19 protein-coding genes, 1 tRNA gene and 2 pseudogenes are annotated in these 21,375 nt (G+C 55.7%); 11 read left to right on the forward strand and 11 right to left on the reverse strand.

Annotated elements, in window-relative coordinates; genetic code table 11:
• Positions 1 to 267 precede the first annotated feature (267 nt).
• Positions 268 to 882, reverse strand: a complete 615-nt coding sequence (gene msrQ, locus AC2FGC_RS21625) for a protein-methionine-sulfoxide reductase heme-binding subunit MsrQ (protein ID WP_496727429.1) — start codon at positions 880 to 882, stop codon at positions 268 to 270.
• A gap of 4 nt (positions 883 to 886) precedes the next feature.
• Positions 887 to 1,789 carry a protein-methionine-sulfoxide reductase catalytic subunit MsrP gene (gene msrP, locus AC2FGC_RS21630; protein WP_282171008.1) on the reverse strand — a complete coding sequence of 301 codons (903 nt, stop codon included), beginning with the start codon at positions 1,787 to 1,789 and terminating at the stop codon, positions 887 to 889.
• 336 nt (positions 1,790 to 2,125) lie between these two features.
• Here msrP and AC2FGC_RS21635 point away from each other — a divergent pair, with 336 nt between their 5' ends.
• Positions 2,126 to 2,941 (forward strand): cyclase family protein, encoded by an 816-nt coding sequence (locus AC2FGC_RS21635; protein WP_496727428.1) that lies wholly within the window; start codon positions 2,126 to 2,128, stop codon positions 2,939 to 2,941.
• A gap of 130 nt (positions 2,942 to 3,071) precedes the next feature.
• Positions 3,072 to 3,998, forward strand: a complete 927-nt coding sequence (locus AC2FGC_RS21640; protein WP_496727427.1) for a class I SAM-dependent methyltransferase — start codon at positions 3,072 to 3,074, stop codon at positions 3,996 to 3,998.
• A gap of 63 nt (positions 3,999 to 4,061) precedes the next feature.
• Here AC2FGC_RS21640 and clpB read toward each other — a convergent pair whose 3' ends face one another.
• On the reverse strand, positions 4,062 to 6,680 hold the full coding sequence (gene clpB, locus AC2FGC_RS21645) for an ATP-dependent chaperone ClpB (protein WP_496727426.1): 2,619 nt from the start codon (positions 6,678 to 6,680) through the stop codon (positions 4,062 to 4,064).
• Positions 6,681 to 6,807: 127 nt separating this feature from the next.
• On the reverse strand, positions 6,808 to 7,128 hold the full coding sequence (locus AC2FGC_RS21650; RefSeq protein ID WP_170564848.1) for a hypothetical protein: 321 nt from the start codon (positions 7,126 to 7,128) through the stop codon (positions 6,808 to 6,810).
• Between the two features lie 146 nt (positions 7,129 to 7,274).
• Here AC2FGC_RS21650 and pyrF point away from each other — a divergent pair, with 146 nt between their 5' ends.
• Complete coding sequence (pyrF, locus tag AC2FGC_RS21655; protein WP_496727425.1) at positions 7,275 to 7,994, forward strand: orotidine-5'-phosphate decarboxylase; 720 nt, start codon at positions 7,275 to 7,277, stop codon at positions 7,992 to 7,994.
• 308 nt (positions 7,995 to 8,302) lie between these two features.
• On the opposite strand, the gene AC2FGC_RS21660 is transcribed toward pyrF, so the two are convergent.
• Positions 8,303 to 8,710, reverse strand: a complete 408-nt coding sequence (locus AC2FGC_RS21660; protein ID WP_496727424.1) for an NUDIX domain-containing protein — start codon at positions 8,708 to 8,710, stop codon at positions 8,303 to 8,305.
• Between the two features lie 88 nt (positions 8,711 to 8,798).
• Between AC2FGC_RS21660 and AC2FGC_RS21665 the strand changes: the two genes are divergently transcribed.
• Positions 8,799 to 10,052 (forward strand): DNA polymerase IV, encoded by a 1,254-nt coding sequence (locus AC2FGC_RS21665; RefSeq protein ID WP_496727423.1) that lies wholly within the window; start codon positions 8,799 to 8,801, stop codon positions 10,050 to 10,052.
• A 2-nt stretch (positions 10,053 to 10,054) separates the two neighbouring features.
• On the opposite strand, the gene AC2FGC_RS21670 is transcribed toward AC2FGC_RS21665, so the two are convergent.
• Positions 10,055 to 10,915, reverse strand: coding sequence for an N-formylglutamate amidohydrolase (locus AC2FGC_RS21670; protein ID WP_496727422.1), 861 nt, complete (start codon positions 10,913 to 10,915; stop codon positions 10,055 to 10,057).
• A gap of 149 nt (positions 10,916 to 11,064) precedes the next feature.
• On the opposite strand from AC2FGC_RS21670, the gene AC2FGC_RS21675 reads away from it, so the two are divergent.
• Together AC2FGC_RS21675 and ykgO are read left to right on the forward strand one after the other, a co-directional pair.
• Positions 11,065 to 11,139: transfer RNA gene (locus AC2FGC_RS21675), tRNA-Val, on the forward strand.
• Between the two features lie 93 nt (positions 11,140 to 11,232).
• On the forward strand, positions 11,233 to 11,358 hold the full coding sequence (ykgO, locus tag AC2FGC_RS21680) for a type B 50S ribosomal protein L36 (protein WP_005648635.1): 126 nt from the start codon (positions 11,233 to 11,235) through the stop codon (positions 11,356 to 11,358).
• Positions 11,359 to 11,530: 172 nt separating this feature from the next.
• Here ykgO and AC2FGC_RS21685 read toward each other — a convergent pair whose 3' ends face one another.
• The 3 genes and pseudogenes from AC2FGC_RS21685 to AC2FGC_RS21695 all read right to left on the reverse strand — a co-directional run bounded on the left by AC2FGC_RS21685 (position 11,531) and on the right by AC2FGC_RS21695 (position 14,728).
• Positions 11,531 to 12,562, reverse strand: coding sequence for a hypothetical protein (locus AC2FGC_RS21685; RefSeq protein WP_496727421.1), 1,032 nt, complete (start codon positions 12,560 to 12,562; stop codon positions 11,531 to 11,533).
• Between the two features lie 232 nt (positions 12,563 to 12,794).
• Positions 12,795 to 12,943, reverse strand: a pseudogene (locus AC2FGC_RS21690) (integrase); the annotation flags it as partial.
• Between the two features lie 210 nt (positions 12,944 to 13,153).
• The gene (locus AC2FGC_RS21695; RefSeq protein WP_496727420.1) at positions 13,154 to 14,728 is read right to left on the reverse strand and encodes an arylsulfatase; all 1,575 of its coding nucleotides are present in this window, start codon (positions 14,726 to 14,728) and stop codon (positions 13,154 to 13,156) included.
• 157 nt (positions 14,729 to 14,885) lie between these two features.
• Here AC2FGC_RS21695 and AC2FGC_RS21700 point away from each other — a divergent pair, with 157 nt between their 5' ends.
• On the forward strand, positions 14,886 to 15,785 hold the full coding sequence (locus AC2FGC_RS21700; protein WP_496727419.1) for a LysR family transcriptional regulator: 900 nt from the start codon (positions 14,886 to 14,888) through the stop codon (positions 15,783 to 15,785).
• Positions 15,786 to 16,263: 478 nt separating this feature from the next.
• Positions 16,264 to 17,280, forward strand: a complete 1,017-nt coding sequence (locus tag AC2FGC_RS21705; RefSeq protein WP_496727418.1) for a Fe(3+) ABC transporter substrate-binding protein — start codon at positions 16,264 to 16,266, stop codon at positions 17,278 to 17,280.
• Between the two features lie 67 nt (positions 17,281 to 17,347).
• Here AC2FGC_RS21705 and AC2FGC_RS21710 read toward each other — a convergent pair whose 3' ends face one another.
• Positions 17,348 to 18,277 (reverse strand): autotransporter domain-containing protein, encoded by a 930-nt coding sequence (locus tag AC2FGC_RS21710; protein ID WP_496727417.1) that lies wholly within the window; start codon positions 18,275 to 18,277, stop codon positions 17,348 to 17,350.
• A 241-nt stretch (positions 18,278 to 18,518) separates the two neighbouring features.
• Between AC2FGC_RS21710 and AC2FGC_RS21715 the strand changes: the two genes are divergently transcribed.
• The 3 genes from AC2FGC_RS21715 (at position 18,519) to AC2FGC_RS21725 (ending at position 20,999) form a co-directional block, all read left to right on the forward strand.
• Positions 18,519 to 18,734, forward strand: a complete 216-nt coding sequence (locus AC2FGC_RS21715) for a hypothetical protein (RefSeq protein ID WP_496727416.1) — start codon at positions 18,519 to 18,521, stop codon at positions 18,732 to 18,734.
• A gap of 293 nt (positions 18,735 to 19,027) precedes the next feature.
• The gene (locus AC2FGC_RS21720; RefSeq protein ID WP_496783437.1) at positions 19,028 to 20,560 is read left to right on the forward strand and encodes a phospholipase D family protein; all 1,533 of its coding nucleotides are present in this window, start codon (positions 19,028 to 19,030) and stop codon (positions 20,558 to 20,560) included.
• 73 nt (positions 20,561 to 20,633) lie between these two features.
• A complete protein-coding gene (locus tag AC2FGC_RS21725; protein ID WP_058271378.1) occupies positions 20,634 to 20,999 on the forward strand; it encodes a cupin domain-containing protein in 366 nt (121 codons plus the stop codon).
• 142 nt (positions 21,000 to 21,141) lie between these two features.
• On the opposite strand, the pseudogene AC2FGC_RS21730 reads toward AC2FGC_RS21725, so the two are convergent.
• Positions 21,142 to 21,285, reverse strand: a pseudogene (locus AC2FGC_RS21730) (TRAP transporter large permease subunit); the annotation flags it as partial.
• Positions 21,286 to 21,375: the final 90 nt, after the last annotated feature.

Consider the following 21,375-nt stretch of genomic DNA (forward strand, 5'->3'; position numbering starts at 1 on the left):
GCGTCCGGCTGTCTCTCCAACCCGTCCGGCCGTCTCTCCGACCCGTCAGCACCGCCTCAGCAGCGCCGGTGAAGGGGGTTCTAAGTATAACCGCATAAGTCCGCAAGCAGAAAATTCGATAAACTTGTAAAAAACCGAAAAGTCACATTTTATTGCTCAAAACCAATAAGTTATACGATAATAACCATTCCAACAAAAGCGGTCGTCAGAGCAACCGGCAGCGAATCTGGAGCTTTGGACAGAGTTACCCACAGACTCGACACCGAGTCAGGCGGAATCGGCCGGGCGAAACCGAGTCAGCAGGCCAGAAACCGGAATGCGCAGCAGAATCAGGCTAACGATCAGAGACAGGTAGACCAGCGGTTCGATCTGAAATCCCTTGGCAAGCATAACATAGTGCAGCCCGCCCAGAATCGCCGCAGGTAAGACAAGCCTCTGCAGGCTGCGCCACCGGGGCCCCAATTTGCGTACCGACAGATTGTTTGACGTCACCGCCAACGGGATCATCATGACAAACGCTGCCATGCCAACTGTTATATAAGGGCGCTTCACAATATCCGCCCAAATCTGACTGGGCAGCTGCACGTCCAGCACTAGCCACACCAAAAGATGCAGGCTGACATAGGCAAAGGTCAGCACGCCCAGCGCCCGGCGAAACTTGAGCAGGTTCAGCCCAAAGAATCGCCGCAGCGGCGATATTGCCAACACGACGATCAACAGCTGAAGCGCAAGTTCGCCGTACCGGTGTTCCAACGCCTCAATCGGATCCACGCCCAGACCGCCGGTCAGCCCCTGGTAAAACAGCCAGGGCGCCGGAAGCACCCCCAGCAAGTAGACCAGCCACACCGGAATGCGGCGCAATATCTGATTCAGCGTCTGCATGGTCTTAGTAGAATTCCTTCAGATCCATACCGTCGTAAAGTCCGCTGACCTCTTCTTCGTAACCGTTGAACATCAGCGTCGGGATACGCTTGGCAAAGAGACCGCCGCCAATCTGACGTTCCGAGGCCTGCGACCAGCGCGGATGATCCACGTTGGGGTTCACGTTACTATAGAAGCCATACTCGCGCGGGGCAGACATGTTCCAACTGGTGGGCGGCTCGACATCCGAAACGGTGATGCGAACAATAGACTTGATAGACTTGAAACCGTACTTCCACGGCACCACCAGACGCAGCGGCGCGCCATTTTGGTTCGGGATAGGTTTGTCGTAGATACCAGTCGCCATAATAGTCAGCGGGTGCATCGCCTCATCCAGGCGCAAGCCTTCCCGGTATGGCCATTCGAGGATCGGGAACTGAACGCCCGGCATCTCATCGGGTCGGTATGCCGTTTCAAAGGCCACATACTTGGCACCTTCTTGTACGCCAGCCATATTCAGAAGGTCCGCCAGTTCAAAGCCATTCCACGGGACGACCATCGACCAGGCCTCGACACAGCGGAATCTGTAGATACGCTCTTCGACCGTCATTTCGGACATGATGTCCTTGAAGTCATATTCACCCGGCTTGTCGACCAGACCGTCGATCGTGACGCTCCAGGGTTCGGTCACCAGGGTATGCGCATATCTTGCGGGATCTTCCTTGCGGGTCCCGAATTCGTAGTAGTTATTGTACGAGGTGATCTCTTCCCAGGTGTTGGGTTCAAGTGCTTCCTGCGCCGCTGCCGGTCTGGCCAGCCCCGCCAATCCTACACCCGCCAGGCCGGCCATCACCTGCCGCCGATTCAAAAACGCCGCCTGTGGCGTGACGTCGGCATGTGTCAGTGTATTGGTCCAGCGATGCGCCATTTAAGTCTCCTTGGTAAGCTAGCCTGAGATTCCAGATAATCCGCTGATACCACACCGCCAAGGCAACATGCGTCACGATTGGGAGACGAGACTGTAACGATTCACGCTAAGTCCATACCAAATCACATCAGACATCCCCGAGGGCGAATTGCGCCAAAACCGTTAGCACCTGTCACGCCAAGTTGAACTCGCAACGCCCAATTCAGGCGGAATACCCGGACCTTCAATCTTTACAACTGCTTCACGCAACTTGCAGTCTTGTAGCCAGGATTGGCCAACAGGCCCTTAGATCCGCTGTCCACCCGATTGTCGGGCAAGACTAAAGGGAGAAGACGAATGTGTGACATCTGCGTGATGAACGCGGTCAAAGACCGTATGCTTTCTAGAAGAGGGTTCTTCAAAGCTGCCGCTGCCTCCGGTGTGGCTGTTGCCGCAACTGGCACCAGTGCATCGTTCGCCCTCGCCGCTGGTGAGGGTAAGGTCGAGGATATGACCCATACGATCAGTGCCGATTTCCCAACCTATTTTGGCGAACCGGGGTACGCGTCCGAACAGGTTTTCAATTTTGGCGAACACGGCTTTAACCTGCAGCGCCTGACAGTCAATGAACACACAGGCACACATATCGACGCGCCGCTGCACTTTTCAGCGGATGGTGCTTCGGTGGACGAAATCCCCGTGTCCGATCTTGTGGCACCGCTTTGCGTTGTCGACATTGCCGCCCGCGCAGCCGAGGATGTCGATACGCTGCTGACACCAGATGACCTGAAGGCATGGATGTCTGCCAACGGAGACATTCCGGATGGCGCTTGCGTGGCCTTGTATTCCGGTTGGGCCGCCAAAGCTGACAGCGACGCGTATCGCGGTTTCGACGGTCAGGCACAACATTACCCGGGTTTCCACCCCGAAGCCGCAATGATGCTGATCGAAGAGACCGGTGCACGCTCGATCGCATCCGACACGCTGTCCCTGGACCACGGCATATCGACCGACTTCGCCACCCATTATGCTTGGCTGCCCACGGGCCGTTTCGGGATTGAGAATATCGCGGGACTGGATCGCGTACCGGCGGCTGGCGCAACGCTGGTGATCGGTGCGCCAAAACATGCCGGTGGCACCGGCGGGCCTGCGCGCATTTTTGCAATGGTTTGAACGAAGTGGCCCGCCTGCTGGCGGGCCTTATCTCCAAAAGACTGGCGACTTTGACCGGATAATCTGAACTCTGCCAATTGGTAGGGTATTCAGGCTACGTTGTCATACAGACAATTGAAGCGAGCTTTTCATGTTTTATGTTCCGCAAAGTGCCATTCCCGGGCTAAGCCGCACCGCCCTTGGGGTTTGCGCTTTTTGCGCCTTGGTAAACCGTAACCCAACATACCGACGCGTATTCTACGACCCATTTGCCGAGCAGCTGTTTCGCAACGGTTCTACCGAGGGGCCCGAGGTCCTGGACCAAGCTACCGACTGGGAAACCGTACTCAAGTTCGCCGATGACCGTTCAGTGGCACGCCGCCTCGTCGCGTCGGTTCTTTGGCGTAAGACTTTCATGCAAAACCGCGCGCTTACTGCAATCAAGAATGGTGCGCGTCAGATCGTAGTACTTGGCGCGGGCCTAGATACGCTGGGTCTGAGGTTGTCCAACAGTCACAGCCACATTCCAGTTTTCGAGGTTGACCGCCCCGAGACTATCGAAGCCAAGCGATCATTGGTCAGTTCAAATTTTGGCGTTCCACCAAACGTTCGATATACGGCGGTTGATTTCTCTCGTGAGACAACGCTCGATAAGTTGCAGTCGCTCGGTTACGACCATGAACTGGGCACGGTCTTTATTGCTGAGGTTTCGCTAGAATATGTAGCACCGCCCGAAGTTGCAGATGTCTACACAATGGTCCTGTCGAATGGTTCAAATGAAACGCGTTTTCTGACGACATACGCGTCAACCGCTGCAGCGTCGCAAGCGCAAAAGGAAGTCGACAGTATCGGAAATGCGGTGGCCGGAGTCGGCGAACCCTTTCGTTTCAACATCTCTCCCACTGAGGTCAGCGCCTACGCGTCTGAACAAGGGTTTTCTGTGCTTGAGCACATATTTGGGCGCAGAGGGACCGAAAAATACTTGAGCGAATTGGGGCTGGGTCCAGAGACGATGGATTTCCCTATGGATTCTTTGGACGCCTCGTCTTTCTCACTTGTTCAACTGCGACCCACTTGAACAAGTTGCTTTTGAAGTGACTTAAAAAAGAAGGCCCGCCGGAGTGGCGGGCCTTTGTTTGGTTTAATGCACCACGGCATCATCCGGACGGGGCCGCTCTGACGTACCCAGCCGGTCGCCGATAATCAGACCGTCTGAGCCTGCGGTCACAGGGACGGTCTCACCATCCTTGATCTCACCGGCAAGCAGAGCCTCGGCCAGCGGGTTTTGCAAGGCACGCTGGATAACGCGTTTCAGCGGGCGTGCACCGAAGACCGGGTCATAGCCCTCGTCGGCAAGCCATTCCTTGGCGCCGCCGTCCAAGACCAGCTCGATCTTGCGGGCGGCCAGACGTTTCTGCAGACGAGCCATCTGGATATCGACAATACCATCCATATCGGCCCGCTTTAGGCGATCAAAGATGATCGTTTCGTCCAGACGGTTCAGGAACTCAGGCCGGAAATGCGCCCGGACCGCGTCCATCACGTCACGCTTGGCCTGCGCACTGTCGGCACCTTCTGGCAACTGGCTGAGCGCCTGAGACCCAAGGTTCGACGTCAGGATGATCAGCGTCTGCTTGAAGTCCACGGTGCGGCCCTGACCGTCGGTCAGAACGCCGTCATCGAGAACCTGCAGCAAGACGTTGAACACATCCGGGTGCGCCTTTTCGACCTCATCGAACAGCACGACCTGATAGGGCCGGCGCCGCACGGCTTCGGTCAGCACACCGCCTTCGTCATAACCGACATAGCCCGGAGGGGCACCGATCAGGCGGGCGACTGCGTGTTTCTCCATGAACTCGGACATGTCGATGCGCACCATCGCGTTGTCGTCGTCGAACAGGAAGTTCGCCACGGCCTTGGTCAGTTCGGTTTTCCCCACGCCGGTCGGGCCGAGGAAAAGGAACGAGCCCAGCGGACGGCCCTCATCGTTCAGGCCCGCTCGCGCGCGGCGCACGGCGTTTGCCACGGCGGTCACCGCCGCATCCTGACCGATCACGCGCGAATGCAGATCGTCTTCCATCCGCAGCAGCTTCTCGCGCTCACCTTCCAGCATTTTCGAGGTCGGAATACCGGTCCAGCGTTCGACAACGCTAGCGATCTGTTCCGGACGCACCGTTTCCTCCGCCATCATCTGGCTGCTTTCGGCGTTCTCAACCTCGGTCAGCTTTTTCTCAAGCTCGGGAATGACGCCGTAAGACAACTCACCCGCCTTGGCGAGGTTGCCTTCACGCTTTGCAATTTCCAGATCAGCACGCGCTTTGTCGAGCTGTTCTTTCAGATCACGCGCGCCAGCCAGCTTGTCACGTTCAGCTTGCCATTGGGCGGTCATCTCGGCGGATTGCTCCTGCAGGTCGGCCAGATCCTTTTGCAAGGCTTCCAGACGATCCTTCGAGGCCGCGTCGTCCTCAAGCTTCAGCGCTTCTTCCTCGATCTGCATCTGCAGGATCTGACGATCCAGCTGATCGAGTTCTTCGGGCTTGGAATCCACCTCCATCCGCAACCGAGACGCCGCCTCATCGACAAGGTCGATGGCTTTGTCGGGCAGGAAACGGTCGGTGATATAGCGATGCGACAAGGTCGCGGCCGACACCAGCGCCGAGTCCGAGATACGCACGCCATGGTGCAGCTCGTACTTTTCCTTGATGCCGCGCAGGATGCTGATCGTGTCCTCGACGGTCGGTTCAGCCACAACAACAGGCTGGAACCGGCGGGCAAGAGCTGCATCCTTCTCCACGTATTTGCGATACTCATCCAAAGTGGTCGCGCCAATACAATGCAGCTCGCCCCGGGCAAGCGCAGGCTTGATCAGGTTGGCGGCATCCATTGCACCGTCGGATTTACCGGCACCAACCAGCGTGTGCATCTCGTCGATGAACAGAATGATCTCACCGGCGGCCTCAGTGACCTCGGTCAGAACGGCCTTGAGGCGTTCTTCGAACTCACCACGGTATTTCGCACCGGCGATCAGCGCACCCATGTCGAGCGCGAGCAGCTTCTTGTCTTTCAGCGATTCCGGCACGTCACCGTTGACGATGCGCAGGGCCATACCCTCGGCAATCGCGGTTTTACCCACACCAGGCTCCCCGATTAGAACCGGGTTATTCTTGGTCCGGCGCGACAGAACCTGCATCGAGCGACGGATTTCCTCATCCCGCCCAATGATTGGGTCGATCTTGCCCTCAGCCGCAGCCTCGGTCAGGTCACGCGCGTATTTTTTGAGGGCGTCATAGCCCTCTTCCGCCGACGCAGTGTCAGCGGTGCGGCCTTTACGGATGTCGTTGATCGCTTCGTTCAGCTTTTGCGCAGATACGGCACCGGATTCCAAAGCCTCTTTGGCTTTGGACTTCACCATGCACAGCGCCATCAGAACGCGTTCGACCGGCACAAAACTGTCGCCCGCCTTAGTGGCAATCTTTTCAGCTTCGGCAAAAACCTTGGCGGTCTGGCCATCCATGTAAATCTGGCTCGCGTCGCCGCTGACCTTCGGAATTTTTGACAGCGCGGCGTCCAGTGCTTCGACCACGCGGGTTGGCGCGCCGCCGGCGCGTGTGATCAGGTTGCTGGCCAGCCCCTGATCGTCATCCATCAATGCTTTCAAAAGATGTTCGGGCATCAATCTCTGGTGCCCCTCGCGCAGTGCAATCGTCTGCGCCGCCTGCACGAATCCCCGTGCCCGCTCGGTGAACTTGTTCAAGTCCATAGTATTCTCCTTTTCCTAAGCGCCCTGAATGTGATGCGCCCGCTTGGCGGCACGCGTCGGTCTGGGCCTCACATTCAATCTGGGAAATATCTTTGCCCGTTCAAGAGGCTGGAGCGCAGATTCAGACTTATCGTCGGGGCACGGTGTAGACAGTATATCCGCCCGTCTGTGCGACCTCGCGTGCAGGGTACATTTCCACCAATGATTGTGCGGCGTCGCTGCCCGTCGGGCAGGAAACAAGGTCTGCTGCATCATCCAGAAAATTGACTGTAAATGACGTCTCGCCGGTCAATTGGCAATCATCGTCGGTTGAGCGATATCCCCCCACCAGACGCAAATTGTCATTTGTCGGGGATTTGATGACCGTATCCGCGGCCTCATTTTCCAATGGCATATCCTGACATCCCATCAGAGCCAGAAGTATCCCAACACTAAATACCTGTTTCATAGTCCCCCCATCGAAAAATTCTTATGAATGACCGGCACCATATCACAGTCCGGCCAAAGCTGCGTGATCTGGATCACGCGCGCTGCATGGACACGGCGGCCCGAAACCGCTAGGACGCAGACGTTTGCCAAAAAGGAGCCCGCACCATGTCCGATGATCGCTTGATCGTAGCCCTAGATGTTCCCAATGCCCTTCAGGGTCTGGCCATGGCAGAACAGCTGGGCGACAGCGTTTCCTTTTACAAGATCGGGCTGGGGATGCTGACCGGTGGCGGGTTGGCATTGGCCGATGAACTGAAACAGGAACACGGCAAGCGCATCTTTTTGGACATGAAGCTGTTCGATATCGGCAACACCGTCGAAAACGCCGTTCGCGGGCTGGCGCAATTCGATCTGGATTTCCTGACGGTGCATGGTGATCCGCATGTGGTTCGGGCCGCGAAAGAAGGGGCCGCTGGCAAAGACCTCAAGATTTTGGCCGTTACCATCCTGACCTCGCTGAACCGCGACGACCTGGATGCCAGCCTTCTGAAAGAGGGCGAAGTGCAGGATCTGGTTGTCGAACGCGCTGCACGCGCGCTTGAGTCTGGTGCCGACGGCGTCATCGCCAGCCCGCAAGAAGCCGCGCTAATCCGTGCCCTGCCCCAGGCCGAAGGTCGTCTGATCGTGACCCCGGGCGTCCGCCCCGCAGGTGCCGCGCTTGGCGATCAGAAACGAGTTGCTACACCCGCAAATGCCGTCGCAGATGGCGTGGACCACATCGTCGTGGGCCGACCTGTCTATCAGGCCGACGACCCTAAAGCTGCTGCCGAGGCAATCCTTGCCGAATTGTCCTCACCGCAGGCAAAAGCACCGAACAGGGCTTAACTCTCGACGCATTGCAGGCTAAAATTTTTTAGGGCTTGATGCCGGGTGGTCGCGTCCGCGCAGACAATTTCTTACGGTTTCTGCGGCTCAAGCAGTTGACCCAACGTCACTTTTTGCCAATTCCGCGCCAAATCGTCCCTGTGCCCCAAAACACACATGAAATATGCGAGTTTTCGTTGTGTGACCTGGGTCCTATCTAAATCCCGAAATTTGCGCGATTCTGGGGACGTGATACTCCCCGCGGACCATCTCTTCCTGAGGTCCGTCACCTCCCCCCGCCAATCGCGGGGGGTCTTCTTCCGAAAACCTCACATATCAAAAGACGGCCTACCTTGGGCCAAGTAGTCACGTAGGCGGATCGCGAAATTCGGCACCGCCAACGCATTCTCAAGGTAAATATCCGGCGACATCAAACGCCATCCTTGCCCCTCATCGCCAAACCTGATCAGGTTGACGTCGCTGGGTGGCCGGTGTGCTGCGAAGAACCAGTTTTGCCCATACATGCGCGACCAGACAAAATCAGCCTTGGCGAGGTGCAGCCCGACTTCTTCCAGTGTTTCGCGCCTGACGCATTGCAGCGGCGTCTCTGACCCTTCGCGCCCTCCGCCGGGAAAGTCGAAATGGCCCGGGAATGGAATGTCCTTCTTGTCGTCCCTTTGAATGACCAAAAGGTCTGGTCCAAGAAACAGCGCGACCTTCGCCCCCGTGAACTGCATGAGCGCTTTCTCTTTGTTGCCCAACCGGATAAATTTTAGCCAGTAACGCCTGATATGACAAAGCGCATAAAACTGAGATGTAAATGTAATGCCCGCTTTATGCCGCGACTGCTTTTCGATTCTGGAACAGGAAGCGCGCTGCCCTTCCTGCGGCAGCCCGCGGATCAAGACGCACCCCGAGCTGTTCGACCTGTCCATCGCGCATATGGATTGCGACGCATTCTATGCCTCGGTTGAAAAGCGGGACAATCCCGATCTGGCCGACAAACCGGTGATCATCGGAGGCGGCAAACGCGGTGTTGTGTCAACCGCGTGTTATGTGGCGCGTATTCGGGGTGTCCGCTCTGCGATGCCGATGTTCAAAGCCCTGCAACTGTGCCCGGACGCCGTGGTCATCAAGCCTCGCATGTCGGTCTACGCCGAGGTGTCACGACAGATCAGAGCCATGATGGACGAATTGACCCCTGTGATCGAACCACTGTCACTGGACGAAGCATTCATGGATCTGTCCGGTACGCAGCGGCTGCATGGCGCGCCACCGGCAGCCATGCTGGCAAGACTGGTTAAGCGGATGAAGGACGAGTTGGGCGTAACAGGCTCAATCGGTCTGTCGCACAACAAGTTTCTGGCCAAAGTCGCCTCGGATCTGGACAAGCCGCGTGGGTTTTCAGTGATTGGAAAAGCTGAGACCGCCGAGTTTCTGCACGATAAACCAGTGCGCCTGATCTGGGGTATCGGCCCGGCGGCACAGGAATCGTTGGATCGTGCCGGCATCCGCGCCTTCTCGGATTTATTACGCTGGGATCAGGAGGCACTGACAGCCCGGTTCGGATCAATGGGTTATCGGCTATGGCATCTGGCGCGCGGTCAGGACAAACGGCGCGTGTCTTCGCACGAGCCAATGAAGTCGATCAGCAACGAAACCACGTTTTTCGAGGATACAGCCAGCCTGGACATCCTTGACGGGCATCTGTGGCGCATGTCCGAAAAAGTTGCGGATCGCGCCAAAGCCAAAGGGCTGGCCGGACGGGTCGTAACCCTGAAACTTAAACAAGCAAACCACAAGGTCATCACCCGACGTGTCTCGTTGCGGGACGCCACTCAGATCGCGGACCGCATCTACCGCACCGCACGTGGGCTATTCGATCAGGTCGGCGACAAAGGGCCATATCGTCTGTTGGGTTGCGGAATATCCGATCTGTGCCCTGATGATCAGGCGGACATCTCGGGAGACCTTTTGGATCCCGACGCGTCCAGGCGGTCTCAGGCGGAACGCGCTACGGATGAAATCCGGCGCAGATTCGGGACGGATGCGATTGTCAAAGGCCGGGCTTTGCGCTGAAGTTACTCAGCCGCCAGACGCAACGGATCGCGGCCAATACCCGAAATTTCCCGTATGACCTGCCGCAATACGTCCTGAAACGCCGCGAAATTGCCGTTCGGCGCGATTTTGACCTCATCCATATACAGAGAGCGGTCGATCTCAATCTGGATAGCGTGCTGATTGCGCCCGGGCCGCCCGTAGGTCTGCGTAACGTAAGCGCCGGCGAAGGGCGCGTTGCGCGCGACAACCAGACCCGCCGAGGCAAACGCGCATTCGATCCGGTCCACAATCTCGGCCGAAGCCGAAGCGCCAAACCTGTCACCCAACACGATCTGCGGGCGCTGGGACGTGGTCGTGCTGGCCACCGAAACCGCTTCATGCGGCATCGAATGGCAATCAATCAAAATGGCCTGACCAAAAGCGGCGTGCGATTCGGCCAGCAGCGACTTGAGACGCGCATGATAAGGACGCCAGCAGGTGTCGATGCGCAAACGCGCCTCATCCATCGTTAGCTTCCCGCGGTAGATCGCGCGCCCATTGGCGACAACCCTGGGAATCACGCCCAGCCCCGAAGCGACACGCGGGTTATGGCCGTGGCGGCGCGCGCCCTGGATCAGGGCCGGGTCCAGCTCCTCAGCACTGCGATTAAGATCCAGATAGGCTCTTGATTTTGTTGCAGATATCAGGGGTGCACCATGGTCAGTCGCTGCAGAAAACAACTGATCCACGAATGCATCTTCCGAAGATCGAATCACATTCTGGCTCAAAACTGTCCGGTTCAGCATCGCTTCGGGGTAGTTCCGGCCACTGTGAGGAGAAGAAAATACAACGCAAGACGTGCGCTTGACGGGCATATCCAATACGTAAGCAGCGTTCTTCATGGTGACTCCTTGTTCGCATTGAACATAGACCGGAAAATAGTTCTACCAAACCCCTTGAACCCCTTTGCGACTCCTTTTATAGACCCCGCTACCGGCGCGGGGTTCCGCGCCCCATTTCGTTATGGGGCAGGGCAACGCAAAGGTTAAGTGGGCGGTTAGCTCAGCGGTAGAGCACTTCGTTGACATCGAAGGGGTCACAAGTTCGATCCTTGTACCGCCCACCATCTATTCACTGTTTCGGGTCTGACCCGGGACACCCGCAAACCCAGGCGCTGGCCACGTCCTTGATGAAGGCGCCGCAGATTGGAGACAGACCCATGAAGGTCAAGAACTCGCTCCGCTCGCTCAAGAACCGGCACCGTGATTGCCGTGTTGTGCGTCGCAAAGGCCGCGTCTACGTGATCAACAAGACGCAGCGCAAGTTCAAAGCTCGCCAGGGCTAAGAACTGCACTCTACCAAATATTAAAGCCGCGCTTTCGAGCGCGGCTTTTTTTGTTTGCGGTGTTAATGTCTGCTATGCGGACGAAGCAGACCTTTGTTGTATTTGCATCAATGTCTGCTCAACACGCGTTCGCCTAAAAAACGAAGCAACGTCGTCGGCACACTTGGAACGATCATTGTTGGATTACGCTCGCCCAGATTACACTCGCATATTCCAACATGGTTGTTGCCTGCGATTTCATTTCAGAAGGCTCAAACCTATCAAGATAGACAGCGGCAATCACATCAGCAGCAACGCTAAACTTGACACGGCAATAGCGACTAAGGTGAGGATTGCTCAGTATGCTTTCATCGCGGCGGGCATTGCATTCAATTGCAATAGGATTGCCAACATAATCTGTCCCGAGGCTATCTGTATCAGTACCTAACCAGTTTTCCTCCTGGAATTGCCGCAAATTGCCTTCAGCCACAGGCGAGAATACCACCCTATGCCTTGGCCTCCCCAGGCACCAGATGCTCTCAGAAAGCGCCACCCTTGTTTCACACCACCTCTGAAGTTCGGACTGTTGCAAACATGCGTTCAGTGGCGCGGTGGGACCGTCACATGTGCTATGCACGGGGATCAGCTCAATTTCAGTAAAACTGACTTCGCCCACCCCATATGCAACCATGTCTTGCAGTGTGTCTCCACTGCGCCAAAATTTCGTGTAGCAGGGCTGATCTCCCCTACACGAATGAATGGTCTCAAGCTGTGGACTTGCGGGAAAACGAATCTCTTCGTCACCGATTTGCCCAGCAAGCTCGCCAGCCTGGAAAGCAGCCAAGTCATCCCGGCGCTGCTGTTCATCTATGTGTTGGTTCCACCATAAAAACAGAATTGCCAAAGAAGGGCCGACCAACGAGATTACCCGGACGGCATGGGCGGAAATCGTCAGGCCTCGGTTTGCAAGGTCATTTGCAACTGCTGAAGTGACAAGGCCAATTCCAAGCGCGAGTATGGGAAAAAGAAGAAAAAGTGGTATGGCACCAAAAATAAGGCCACCCATCTTTATGCCGCTTATCAAAACAAAAAAGGCAACCGTAGTAAGCAGAGAGATAACGGTTAGCCTAACACCAATTCTCTTGGTTTTCGCGGCATCATTGCCTCGTCGTGTTACCCCGAAAATCCAAGCCAAAAGGTAGAAAAAATAGTAAACGTAAATCAAAGGAGTGAATCCATCCTTCGGTCAGATCTTGCCAAGTTTCTGTTCGAAATTATGCTTAGCATGGCACTTATTCGAGTGAGCTTCAACAAAAGTGCAGAGCTCAACAGATTTCACCGAAGCAGACCTTTATGCACTGCGCAGCATCGGACATTATGGGCTCAAAACGGCCCAATGACGCACAGAAGATAAAGAACCGTTCTGGAATGGCGGAGCCGCTCGCCGACTGTTGCCAGATGCTCAACGCGCCCTCCAGTTCAATGCCTGGGTAGCGCCCCGGCTGTCGACTTTCGTGTGACCCAGCAAAAGCTGCACAGCGCGAAGGATTCCGGTCTTGCGTTAGATTTTTGAGGCTTTCGCCCGTCGGAGTGAACGCGTGCTGTAAGAACCGATCCAAAGCTGAGCGAAGTTGGGGCGGTCGAATCGATGTCACGATTGCTCCTACATCGGCGTCGAGCCCAGACTTTTTGACGCTGCGGCATACACGAGTGCCCGAGCAAGGTATCAAAGCTGACCCACGTGCGCAGGTGTTTTCAAGTACTCGATTAAGAAGATCGAGAGGCACAATTGAATGCCTCCCGACTATTGTTTGTTTTACTGTGACATCCCGCCTTCGGTCGAGATTTGTTCTTCCACGTGAGTTTGATTGGTTATGTCCGATCCCCGCGGAGGATAGCCCTTGAACGTAGACAGGTGGTTCTGAACGATCTTAGCCGCAGGACCAAAGGCCCACATTTTGTTGCCCATCCACCGGGTATACATCCCCGACTCTTCGGCCGCTTTTTCGTAGGGATCACGGCGCAAGTTGAATAGAAGCGGAGCATTCAACTCCTCTTTGGGGCCAGCCCACCCTTCGGTTTGAATTGTGAAATGCGCTTTCCAGTCACCGTGGCGTACGGCCTGCAGGTCCGGTCCCTCGTAGTAGACGATTTCTTCGCGGCTGCTGTCGCTTGCGCCGGTCAAGAACGACAACTGATTGTAACCATCAAGATGCACCTGATAGCCTTCGTGACCCTCTAACAAAGCATCCGGCAAGTCATCCGGTCCACCTGCAGCCGCGACCAGGGTTGGCATCCAGTCGAGCCCAGCAAAGATGCCATTACTTACGGTTCCGGCGGGAACTTTCCCGGGCCAGCGAATAATGGCAGGTACGCGGAAACCGCCTTCCCAGGTTGTGCCCTTTTCACCGTGGAACGGCGTTGTTCCCCCGTCGGGCCAAGTCATGGTTTCGGGGCCGTTGTCGGAAGTGAATACAACAATCGTATTGTCGGAAACACCCAGTTCTTCCAACCGCTCCATGACTTTTCCTACGTTGTCGTCAAGTTCCTTCATCACCACATCTTGCAACCCACGCCCATCGCCGAGCATGGCTTCGTATTCAGGGCTCAGGTGTGTCCAGACATGCGCCCGCGCCGGTGCCATCCAGACAAAGAACGGGGTGTCACTTTCAACCGCGCGGTTGATGAATCCCAGAGTATGGGCTGTCACTTCGTCGTCCAGCGTTTTTTGCCGTTCAGGCGGAGCGGGGCCATCGTCGATGATGCGTTGCTTGCCGACCAGACCCCAGCGCGGGTCTACCGTTTCATCAACCGTATCTGTCGCATAGGCGTGGATGATATTCCGAGGACCAAAAGTGTCGTTGAACTTTTGATCTTTGGGCCAGTCCGGGTCGGACGTGTATTCCATCGCGTTCAAGTGATAGAGCCAACCCCAATATTCATCAAAACCTTTCACCGTTGGCAGAAACTTGTTCATATCGCCCAAATGGTTCTTACCGAATTGACCGGTCGTGTAACCCAAGGATTTCAGCATGTTGGCCAGGGTGGGATCGTCATCACTCAGACCCTTTTCGGGGTCTCCGGGTAAGCCGACGGTATGCATCCCGGTACGAACCGGCAACTGTCCGGTGATAAAGGCCGAACGCCCCGCCGTGCAGCTTGGCTGAGCATAATAATCCGTCAGGCGCATGCCATCCGCTGCCAGTTGATCGAGATTGGGGGTTTTGATGCTTTTAACCCCCTGATGATAGCTGCCAAGACTGGCCCACCCCACATCGTCGGCCATGATGACAAGGATATTGGGTTGGTCGGTTTCGGCCAAGACAGGCGTAGCACAGACCGAAGCTGTGGTCACCGTTGCCGAAAACGCAATGGATCGAAGGTTGAACATTTTGACCTCTGCGGAAGTGGAAGGCGATACCGATGATGGAAATATCGGAAGGTTCATCAGGGATAACGGTCGAAACTTTAATGCTGCAACAGAGCTTTACTAGGATTTCACATTATGAAAGTTAAAAACCGATAACTGAGATGAAATTGACCGCACGATGAATGAAAACGCATTAACCGCCTTTCTTACTTTGGCTGAAACTGGCAGCTTCCAACACGCGGCCCGCGTGATGGGTGCCTCCAACGCGTCGTTTTCCCGCTATATTGGGCAAGCCGAGGACCATGCAGGGCTCGTGCTGTTTCATCGAAGGCGCAACAGCAGTACGCTGACGCGGGCGGGGCAGGAGTTTTTGCCCATCGCTAAGGCTCTGCGGCAAGACCTGGATCGCTATGCGACGCGTGTTGCCAGTTTGCGTGACGCCGGACCTGGTACTTTGCTGATCGGTTGCGGACCTCTGACCACAAGATCTCTGATCGTGCCCGTCCTGCGGTCTGTGCGGCAAGTGATGCCCGACCTGCGATTCAGAATACTGGTGAGCGCCTACGCGCGTCCGCTCGACTTGTTGCAGGCGGGGCAGTTCGATGTGTTTCTGGGCGATCTGACCTACACTCCAGATGCGGATAATGTCGAAATCATGGTGATGGAAAAACGGCAAATTCAGTTTGTTGCGCACCCCGATCATGAAATTCACCAACGCGGCCCGCAAACAATGGCAGGTGTTTTCGACTTTCCCTTTGCATCACCGCATCTTCACAAACACTGGAAAGCGACTCTGATAAAGTCACTTGGCGGCAACACTGACGCGGTCAATAAAGTCAATGTCCAGCCGAATGTCGAATGCGACGATTACAACTTTCTGACCGGATTACTGGAAGAGCCAGACTATATCGTAGGAGGGATGCCGGACACTTTCGCAGAACTGATCAGCACAAAGAAAATCAAACCGGTGTCGATGAAACAGAGCCTTTCATGGAACATCTGCGCGGCGCGCAAATCCCAAAACACTTCGGCTGCTCTTGAATTGTGTTGGAGTGAACTGGCCAAACACCGGGCGTGACCGGTGATTTGAAGAACAAAAAGACGCCCAACTGGGACGTATCGTGGTTCGACTAAAACGTTTTCGCGAGCTCAGTTAGCTTGGCAATGTCTCGGATTACACCGCAGAGCGGCTTTTTGTTTGAAAATGGCCAATGGTGGCAATGCTGCGCGCTGTGTGAACTCGCGGTCCTAAAATCGCGGCACGCAGCCCGAATTGCTGACTTCTTCCTTGCATGGCGGGACCAAGAACTACGCAGTTGCAGCATGTTTGGTGCGGCGTGCACTCACAGCGTAGAATCCAATTCACACATTGGGCCCTTAACAATCCTACCCACCAACTTTTTCTGCATCGTACTTTCCGCATCTTTCCCCCACCGGACAATAGCGACCATTTGACCAACTAATTTTGTCAGATTTCCTTGCATCCACTCGGGAATCGTTTAATTGACAATTTCAGTCGGATTACTACGCCGCACATTTCAATGTTGGGAGTTATGATGCTCAAATCCTCTACCTGCTTCGCCGCCGCATTGTCGGCCCTGATTGCCACTTCTGCCGCTGCCGAGGGTGAGTTGAACCTTTATTCCTCGCGCCATTATGACACCGACGAAAACCTGTACAGTGATTTCGAAAAGGCCACTGGCATCACCATCAACCGCATCGAAGGCAAAGCCGATGAGCTGATCGCGCGGATGGAAGCCGAAGGCGCGAACTCGCCCGCGGATATTCTGCTGACAGTCGACACCTCGCGCCTTTCACGGGCCAAGAATGCCGGCATTCTGCAACCGATCGAAAGCGCCGTTCTTGAAGAACGCATCCCGAACAACCTTCAGGACAGCGACAATGAATGGTTCGGCTTCTCGCAACGTGGTCGCATCATTTTCTACGACAAGGAAAACGTCGCTAACCCTCCAGCGACATATGCCGATCTTGCCAAGCCCGAATACAAGGGTCAGGTCTGTATCCGGTCGTCCAGCAACACCTATAACCAGACCCTTCTGGCGTCGATCATCACCCATGAAGGCCCCGAAGCAGCAAAGGCCTGGGCCGAAGGCATCGTGGCCAACATGGCCCGCGAACCACAGGGCGGTGATACCGATCAGCTGCGGGGTATCGTATCCGGCGAATGCGACATCGCGGTTTCAAACACTTATTACTTTGCTCGCGCAATCCGCAAAGATGTCAAAGGCGTCTCGGCCGATATCGATGCAATCGGTTGGGTCTTCCCGAACCAGGACAGCTATGGCGCGCATATGAACCTGTCCGGTGCAGGTGTGGCTGCAAATGCGCCGAACAAAGAGAATGCCGTTCTCTTCCTCGAATATTTGGCAAGCGACAGCGCCCAGCAATATTTCTCGGCCGGGAATGACGAATTCCCCGCGGTTGAAGGCGTCGCGCTTGCGGACTCGGTGAAATCGCTGGGTGAGTTCAAAGCGGATGAGGTCGTCCTGTCCGACGTCGCCGAAAACCTGCCGACAGCGCAAAAGATCTTTAACGAAGCCGGCTGGAAATAATCTGGGCAAAAACCAGAGCAGTAAGAAGGGCGCAGGTTTTCTGCGCCCTTTTCCTTTGGTGGCAGGTTCAGAACCGAACCCCGAACCCGACCGAAAACCCCGAAAACGAATCCGCGATAACGCCGTTCAGCATGACGCGCGCGCCCTCGACGGCGGGCAACCCGATCTTTGTGGTATCGACCTCAATTCCGACACCTACCGTCGCGAGCCAATCCGTATCCAACACCATCGCGCTGTCGCCGTGATAGAGGACAACACCCCCGTCCAAAACCAGCTTTGACGGACTGCCCAGTAGTTTGACCTTGTCCAGCGGATAGCGATAGCGCGAAAACAACGTGGTCTGATTCGAGTTTGCGCGCGCATTCCCAACCTCGGGTTCGTCTATCGGGTGAAACTCCAGAAATGTTTGGCGCAGTTTGTATTCTGCGTGCCAACGGCCGAAATGTGCCTCGCGAAAAAGACTCAGGGACGCGCCGAAGCCAAAGGCGTTCAGATTGCCATCCACCTCGCCCACTCCGTTCGAGCGGGTCGGAAACAACGGGAAGTCGGAAAACACGGCGTCCGTTGTGACATGGCCAAGGGACAGATGCGCGGCTGGCCGGATGTGCCAATCATTTGTGAGCGGAAATTCCCATCCGACACCAAGGGTCGCGGCGATGCTTGACCATTTCACATCCAGTTCGGTATCAGACCCGATTTCGGGGAATATCACCACCGGATTATAGTTCTGATAGGCGAACTGACCTTCCAGATACAGGCCGTTGTCCAATGGTTTGAACCCGCCGCGCAACTGTGTGGACCGCAGATTTCGCGCGTCACCGGCTGCGCTCAGAAAGGATAGGGACGACAGTGTTTCGTTCGGTGTGGCGGCAATACTCAGCACCGCAAGAGCGGCCCGGGCGGCGGTTTCCGAGGCGTCTGGATCCAGGTTTTGCGCGTTGGTCGACGCGGCGAAACCACAGAACAATGGCAGTGTGTACGCAACAAGTCTTTTCAATCGCAGGTTCGCCTGTCGTATGTTGTCGGCCGGCAAGCGCATCCTTGTAGACGCGCTAGGCGTTAAGCGAACCGTAACCCAGTCTTAGTTTACGAAAAACGAAAACAACAAATTCGCGGTCACGAAATCTGATGGCTTGCATTTTGGAAACACCCGGTCATCGTGGCGTTTTCAACAACCATCCGGAATGTGATTTGGACTTTTCCCCCAAAACGGGTTCAATCACGTCAGGAGGCTCGCCATGAAAAACCGGGATAGTTTCGAGAAATTCTACTTTGCCAAGGTTGGCATGGGCGAAGCCTGCGGCTGTGCCGAGAAGGTGATTGATGTGTTCGAATTCAACCGACAGGGCGGCGCACAATCCAAGCGTGCAGCGAAATCGGAAAGACGCAAACGTCGTTCATTCCGATCCTGGGCCATGAAATACGGGTTGCTGAGCCGCAAACCCCGAACCTGAAAATCGTCACCCATTTGTGGGACGGCGCAGGTGCCTTGAACCAGTTAGGTGCTTTATGATCAGAATTGGGGGCCGATCGGACCTGCAAAACCCGGCGACACCCCTTCAACCTCAGTATCCGAGACTCCGTCTTCAATTTAAAACGACGCGGTCAGCGAACACCCCTGCGCGGGCCCTTTTAGGGTTTCGCCCAAACAACACAGGCTTGAGAAACGACCCGGTGAATACGGAAACAAACTTGCAATCACCCCTACAAGCGTAGTCACCTGAGATAGAATGGGGGGAGAATGTCGATGAAGCCATGGGCCGTCGTGGTTTGTCTGTGCAGTACGCTGGCTCTTGCTGCATGCGCCCCCAAAACACGCAGCTATGAAAAAACCATTTCGTTGTCCTTTGCGGCCCCCGCGAACAGCGCCCTGATGCGCGCGGCCAACCGGCTTGGCGATCCCAAGGATGGGCGGTCCGGGGTAAAACTGATCAGTGATGGGGAACAAGCGCTGGTTTCAAGGCTTTTGCTGGCCGCTGCAGCCGAGCATACTATCGACGCGCAATACTACCTTTTGCACAATGACCCCACGGGCCACCTGTTTGCGGCCAGTCTTTTGCAGGCGGCGGACAGGGGCGTTCGTGTCCGGCTGCTTTTGGATGACATGGACACGTCCAGCTACGACGCTATGACCGCAGCGCTGGACTATCACGAGAATATCGAGATCCGACTGTTCAATCCTTTTTGGCGGGATCAAAGCCTACTGATTGCAGGTCTCACAGACTTCAAACGCATCAATCGCCGGATGCACAACAAATCCATGACCGCAGACAACATGTTCACGATCGTTGGTGGGCGCAACATTGGGGCCGAGTATTTCCTGGCCCGGGAAGAAATGAACTACGCAGATCTGGACGTGCTGGCGGCAGGCCCCGTCGTGAATGAGGTTTCCCAAAGCTTTGACGCCTATTGGAACAGTGAATTTGCCGTTCCCGCCCGCGCGGTTGTTGGACAACCGGAATCGTTTGACCTGAACGATGCGCGCACAAGGCTGAATGAGTTGGTGGAGGAAGCAAAACAGACCCAGTACGGCGCTGCGCTCAGGAAATCCGCGCAAGAGAATTTTGCCGACGGCGCGCTGCGGCTGAATTGGGTCCCCGCGCGTTTGTATGCGGACCCGCCCTCAAAAGCTGCGGGCGTTGAAACGTCCGACCCCATTCTTGCATCGCAATTGCTGCCATATTTTGAAATTGCCAGCAGCGAGGTAAATATCATCTCGGCCTATTTCGTGCCGCGCAACAATGGCGTCCGATGGATGACCGAGTTGGAAAATCGCGGTGTGGACGTCAAAGTCGTGACCAATTCCTTAGGGTCGAACGACGTCGTGCCGGTCTATGCCCATTACGCCAAGAAACGCAGAGCGTTGCTGCGCGGTGGTGTTGAGCTTTATGAATTGCGGCCAGACGCTTATCAGGTTCAGCGTCGCGGTATCAACTGGGCACAATCCCGATCCGGCCTGCATTCCAAGGCTTTTGCCATCGACGACCGTTACCTGTTTGTTGGCTCATTCAATTGGGACCCGCGGTCTGTGAACATCAATACCGAAATGGGCATTCTGATCGACTCTCCCGCGATGACCGTTCAAACGATGGGTGCATTGGACGCGGCCCTGCCCGCCTACACCTACCAGGTGACGTTGGAACGCGCAGGCCAGCTTAAATGGAGAACACGAGGAGCGGGCGGGGAAATACTGGAATACGATTCCGAGCCCACAGGGTCGGTCTGGGATCACATCGTCTCTGGTTTTCTTGGTATTTTACCGATCGGGTCACAGCTTTAGGCCCGCAAGTAACGACTAACGCGACCGATCATTCTTAGGTTTACCGCTGCAAAAAGCTGAAAGGACGTTCACCGTGAAGTATTACAAGCTTTATGCCGATGCTGCTGGCGAAAGCCATTGGGATGACATTGACGTCAACCTCGAGGAACGGAGTTTCGCCCCGCCCGCGCAGGCCATCGAGGTATCCGAGCCAGAGCGCGTCAAACAGACAATGTTTCTGCGGCTTCGATCCGGTTGGAACGAGCCCATCCATCCGACCCCGGTGGCGCAAAGGCTGATATGCCTTGCAGGCACAATCCGCGTCACTGCAAGTGATGGAAACTATCGTGACATCGGCCCCGGCGACGTGTGGCACATGGAAGACAAAGTGGGAAAGGGTCACCACACCAGGGTCACAAGCGATCAGGACTTTGAAGCGGTCATAATTCAGTTTGAGTAACTTCGCCGATCCGAGGCCATATACGAAACCCCAGACGGAACCTTCACCGGAGGATGGCACCGTTTCGGCCTGACTGTATCCCGGTATGGCAGTTTGTAAGAACCAATTGAGTGCGCCGCTTGTTCCGTCAGAACAGCTTGTAAGGAATCCAAAGCGCCAAAAGCGTTGGAATCGAAGTCTCGGTAATGACGCCATAGATGATCAGCGGGATCGATGGGGGGATCAGAATGCCCAGGGTTCCTCCGGCGGCGAGTTGTCCCAAGATGAATGGACGGTCATAATCGCGCAGCGAAAAACTATAGGCAAACTAAGCAAACCTATGGGGTGTGCGAAGTGTCATACGCAATCCTACAAGTTTGTAGGCGCGCTCATAACG

The organism is Ruegeria sp. CDSC054 (assembly GCF_059610645.1).